At 58.1% G+C, this 4,943-nt stretch carries 3 protein-coding genes; all 3 read right to left on the bottom strand.

Annotated elements, in window-relative coordinates:
- The coding region (locus FJY67_11300) for a sigma-54-dependent Fis family transcriptional regulator (protein ID MBM3330034.1) at window positions 1–866 on the bottom strand (866 nt) is incomplete at its 3' end.
- A 1-nt stretch (window position 867) separates the two neighbouring features.
- Complete coding sequence (locus FJY67_11295) at window positions 868–2,592, bottom strand: hypothetical protein (GenBank protein ID MBM3330033.1); 1,725 nt, start codon at window positions 2,590–2,592, stop codon at window positions 868–870.
- Window positions 2,593–2,750: 158 nt separating this feature from the next.
- Window positions 2,751–4,943 (bottom strand): PAS domain S-box protein (locus tag FJY67_11290; protein MBM3330032.1); only part of this gene is annotated, 2,193 nt, incomplete at its 5' end.

The following is a 4,943-nucleotide window of genomic DNA, read 5'->3' as shown; positions in this document are numbered from 1 at the left end:
TCGACCTTGATTGTCTCGGACCCTCCGACCCGCTCGAACTCGCCATACTCGAGCACTCTCAGCAGTTTCGCCTGTAACGCCGGGCTCATCTCGCCGATTTCGTCAAGAAAGAGTGTCCCGCCGTTGACCGTTTCAAAACGGCCCGGAGTGCGCGTCTGTGCCCCGGTAAAGGCGCCCTTTTCGTAGCCGAAGAACTGGCTCTCGAGCAGACCCTCAGGCACCGCTGCACAGTTAACGGTAACAAAGGGCCGCTTGGCGCGGTCGCCCGTCGTATGCAGCATCCGGGCGATCAGTTCCTTGCCGGTGCCGCTTTCACCCTCGATCAGAACCGGCACCTTGCTTCGAACCACCCGGCCTATTCGTTCGAGCAAAGCCTCCATTCCGGTGAATCGGCTCAAGATCCGCTCGAACCCGAATCGCCGTCGCAACTCCTCGCGCCGGTGAGCCACCTCTTTGATCCCCTCCAAAGTCCCCACATAGAGCCGGAACCGCTGGAGAATCTCGTCGTCCAGTTTTCGACCCGTAAGCGGCAATGGGTAGCCGTGCCGGGTCAGTGCCTCAGTCTCGCGCGGGGAGACCTCTTCGCTGAAGGCGATAAGAGGTAGCCGCGCGTCGATCCGACGCAATTTGGCAGCCAGTTCGACGCCGCTAAAATGTGGCAGCCGCAATTGCAGCAGCACCAAATCGAACGACTTGAGGGCAAACATCTGCAACGCCGCATCCGCCATCGGCACGCGCACAAATTCAACCGGAAGTCCGGTCCCCACTTCCCGTTGCACCACTCCTGCCAAATGCCGGCCCGGATCGACCAACAGAACCCGCACCGTTGGTGCAAGCGAAGAGTCGCCTGCAGCCGCGCGCGCCATCTCAGAAATCCCGCTTGGCCAGCGAACGCGCTCCGAAATAGAGCGGCAACACTATGACCGCCAGATTGAGCAGTCCAATAGCCAGCAGCGCAAGCCCGGTTTCAAGCGCAATACCGCCTCCCCGGCCGATCAAGTGGAGAAAATAGCCTCGTGTCGGCCAGCCGACCAACGCCGCCATTGCGGCTACATAGAGCAGCGAGATAACGACCGTCATTACCCCCCCCGGCGTCGAAGCAATGCGCATCGGACTCTCCTCGCTGAAGTCCGGCAGGAGCGCCCCCAGGCCGACAGAAAGTGCGGTGAGCGCAAGTCCCATCAGGAAGGTCGCAAGCGTCGTCAGGAAAAGCAAGGTGCCGCCGATGTCCAATATGCTGTGCGACACAACAACGATCAACTGACAGAGGACGAAGATCACCCCAAACGCCAGGCCGAACTTCTCAGCAATCAAAACCCTTTGCGGCATCGGAGCCATCCGTGCCACACTAATGCCCCGTCCTTCCATACTCACGAGCGGATAGACGAACCTAACCGAGAGTGTCGCCAATATGAAACCGCTGAACGCGAAGTTGAGGAAGAGCACCATCGTCTTCCAGTAGGGGTGATCAAAGTCAAACCGACTTGAAATATACACCAGATTGACCAGATAAATCAAGAAGAAACTTATCAGCAGCAATAATTGCCCCCACTGACCCGGCGACCTCAGGAAGAGTAAGACATCCTTGCGAAGCAGCGTCCCTGCCTGAAGCGGCAGGATGCCCCGTCCAAATCGGGCTGCGCTCTGTGAACTGGCATCCTTCTCCGCCTTGATGGATCGTCGGATAATAAGACTGCCGGCGAACGTACCCCAACTCGGGTAATAGTAACGTCCTCCCGCCAGCGCCAGCCAGCGAAGCCATACGACCGCCGTTAACGACAACAGCCCTCCGAAGAGCAGCGCCCGGTTGTAGTCGCGTCCCGACACCGCCTTAAGCCCGGACGCCAGCCAGCCCGAGGGAAGCACCGGCAGCCGGGGATCGCGTCCCAACTGCGTCAGGTAACGTTCGACCGTCGAACTGCGTGCGGACCCTTCGACCACCAAACCCCGGCTGCGCTGCGTCGAAGACCAGTAAAGCACCCCGGTTGTGAGCAGCAGGATAAGACCCATCGCCGCCCAGGGTGACCATCTTCGCGCAATGCCGATCAATAGCATCAAGATGACCGTGCCTATCACCGACGCAATAACAACCAGCGGCAGCAGGCCGAGTACAATCGCCCCCACCACCAATGGAATCGGCACCCCGAAGACCATTCCCCAAGCCGCTACAAGGGGGATACCCAATGCCAGCATCGACCATGAACTGTAGAGCAAATTGTCATAGAAGCGAGTCAGGAAGATCCGACGATAGGTAACCGGGCGCGACATGAGGAAGGCTATCTCAGACGATCGATAGAGCGTCGCCACACCCGTGATCAAGTTGCTGATGATGAGCATCGCAAGGATCGTCCCGCAGGCAATGGAGATTACCCGCCAGAGGAGCGGCGCGCCGATACCTTCGATGCGAAGAAGACTGGAGAACGCAGCCCGGAAGAAAAAGGTCGAACCGACGGCAAAGGCGAGGATAATCAGGAGCGAGACAGCCTTGCCGGCCCGGACCGCCGGGCTGTCCAGTGCCAGGCTGCCCCACAACACCCGCCATCGCCAGCCGATCTCCGAGCGTGGGAAGTTGATGCCGACGCTAATGACAATATCCCGTTAGCATTATCACCATCCCTGATCCAGCGATAGGCATTTGCTGTTTTCACCTCTGGGGTGGAAGCCAATTGTGCGGTCAGATGTCCTCATCTGACCGCTCCGCCGTCGGATGGGGACATCCGACGGCACACTTACTGCCGGATTAGGGTATATCATAATGACTCCCCCAAAACTTTACGGACCCGCTGACCGAGGTCGTCGAGTCGGAACGGTTTTTCGATGCAGTGCAGTTCGGGGAGATATTTTGAGTCGAGCGGGAATTCATAGCGTGAATAGCCGCTCATGAAGATCACCCGCAGATCGGGACGCATCTGCTCGAGACGACAAGCAAGTTCGTAGCCGGGCATTCCGGGCATCACCATGTCGGTCAACAGCAGGTCGATTGGGCCGTCGAAATTACGCGCCACGTCGAGGGCTTCGAAGCCCCCCGAAGCGGTCAAGACCCGGTAGCCCTTCATTGCAAGGTAGCGCGACGCAGCGCCGCGCACCGCATCTTCATCGTCGACGATGAGCACCGTTTCCTGTCCCTGCGACGATTCCGGAAGCGACGGCTGTGCTGCGGGCTGCTCTATCATTGTTTCGTCAGCATCAGTTATAGGGAAGCAGAGTCGAACTGTCGTGCCCCTGCCCGGCTCACTGTCGATGAATACATGTCCTCCCGACTGCCGGACAATGCCGTGCACGGTCGAAAGGCCAAGACCGGTGCCCTGACCAATCGGCTTTGTAGTGAAGAATGGTTCAATAGCCCGGGCTGCAATCTCGGGTGACATCCCGACGCCATTGTCGGTTACCGCCAGGCAAGCAAAACGCCCCTGAGCCGCAGCCCCCTTTCCGGCAAAGACATCGGATGCTTCATACACTTGCGAGGTAATAGCAATCCGTCCTTCACCGCCCAAGGCGTCGCGGGCGTTAACCACCAGATTCATTACCGCCAGTTCTATTTGATTACGGTCGGCCTGAATATGCGCTCCATTAAGGCCGGCAGTGCATGTCAGTTCAATCCTCTCCCGGATGAGACGACGCAAGAGAGGCTCCATCTGCTTCACCACTTCATCCGGTTCGATCCGGGTGATGTTGAGCGACTGCTGACGGGCAAAGGAGAGCAATTGTCGGGTCAGACTGGCGCCTCGGGCTGATGAAGCCTGGATCTGGCGCACCTCGAGGCCTTGCGCCGAATCGGGCTCGATCTGATGCTCGAGCAATTCGGCGGATGCTGAAATGGCCAAGAGAATATTATTGAAATCGTGCGCAACACCTCCGGCAAGGCGTCCTATTGCCTCCATCTTTTGTGATTGCAGGAGTTGCGCTTCAAGCCGTTTCCGTTCGGTGACATCGCGGAGAATCCCCTGGGTCGCCGGTCGTCCACGGAATTCGACCTGCGACACCGACACTTCAACCTCGACGCGCTTTCCGGTACCGGTGAGGGCTATGAATTCGTAACGATCGGGGACTTTTTCACCGCGCTGCAATCTGGCTCGTCGATCTTCAATCATCTCGCGGCTTTCCGGCGCCACCAGGCGAAAGAGATCGAATCCGGGGGCAGCCACTTCTTCCGGCGTAACTTCAAGTATCTCGCCGAATCGCCGGTTGATGATCTCGAACTTACCGCCGCTGGTGAGATAGATCGCGTCGTTCGACTTCTCAATGAGCGTCCGGTAGTGCTCTTCGGATTCGGCTAAAGCGCGTTCTGCCACCAGGCGGTCGGTGATATCGTGCAAGATCACCAGTATCACCACCCTGCCCCGCATCACAATGGGGCCGTGATGAACCTCTACATCCCGGTAATCGCCCGACGCGAGACGATGCCGACGGCGTAGAGCGCGACGGGACGTCCGGGTTGAGGCGGTCAACTCGCGCACCACAGCCTGCTCGTCCAAACCATTGATTTCGTATATCTTCATCAAGAGCAACTGCTCTCTGGTCCAGCCCCAGAACTGCACTGCAGCCTGATTGACATCAAGTATCTGTCCGGATTCCGGATCGAGCATATAGAGCACCACCGGACTCGATTCGAAGAGGCTGCGATAACGTTCTTCACTTTCGCGCAGCGCAAATTCCGACCTATAGCGCTCGGTGTCGTCGATGATATAGCCTTTGATGTAAATGAGGCTGCCCGCTTCGTCGAAGGAGCCGACAATGTTCTCAATCACCTGTATCGGTCGTCCGTCGATTCGCTTCAGTTCGCAGCGGTAGTTCTCGAGCCGCTTCTCTTTCATTAGTCGTTCGACCAGACGATGCAGGTCGTCGTTCGAGAGATAGAGCCGACTGGCTGGAGTAGCGAGCGCTTCCTCTTTGGACGCAAACCCAAAGATCCTTACAAAGGCTGCATTGCAGTCGATGAATCG

The sequence above is a fragment of the Calditrichota bacterium genome (assembly GCA_016867835.1).
GTDB lineage: Bacteria > Electryoneota > AABM5-125-24 > Hatepunaeales > Hatepunaeaceae > VGIQ01.
The sequence above is the reverse complement of the archived record's forward strand: the minus strand, read 5'-3'. Positions and strand labels throughout refer to the sequence as shown.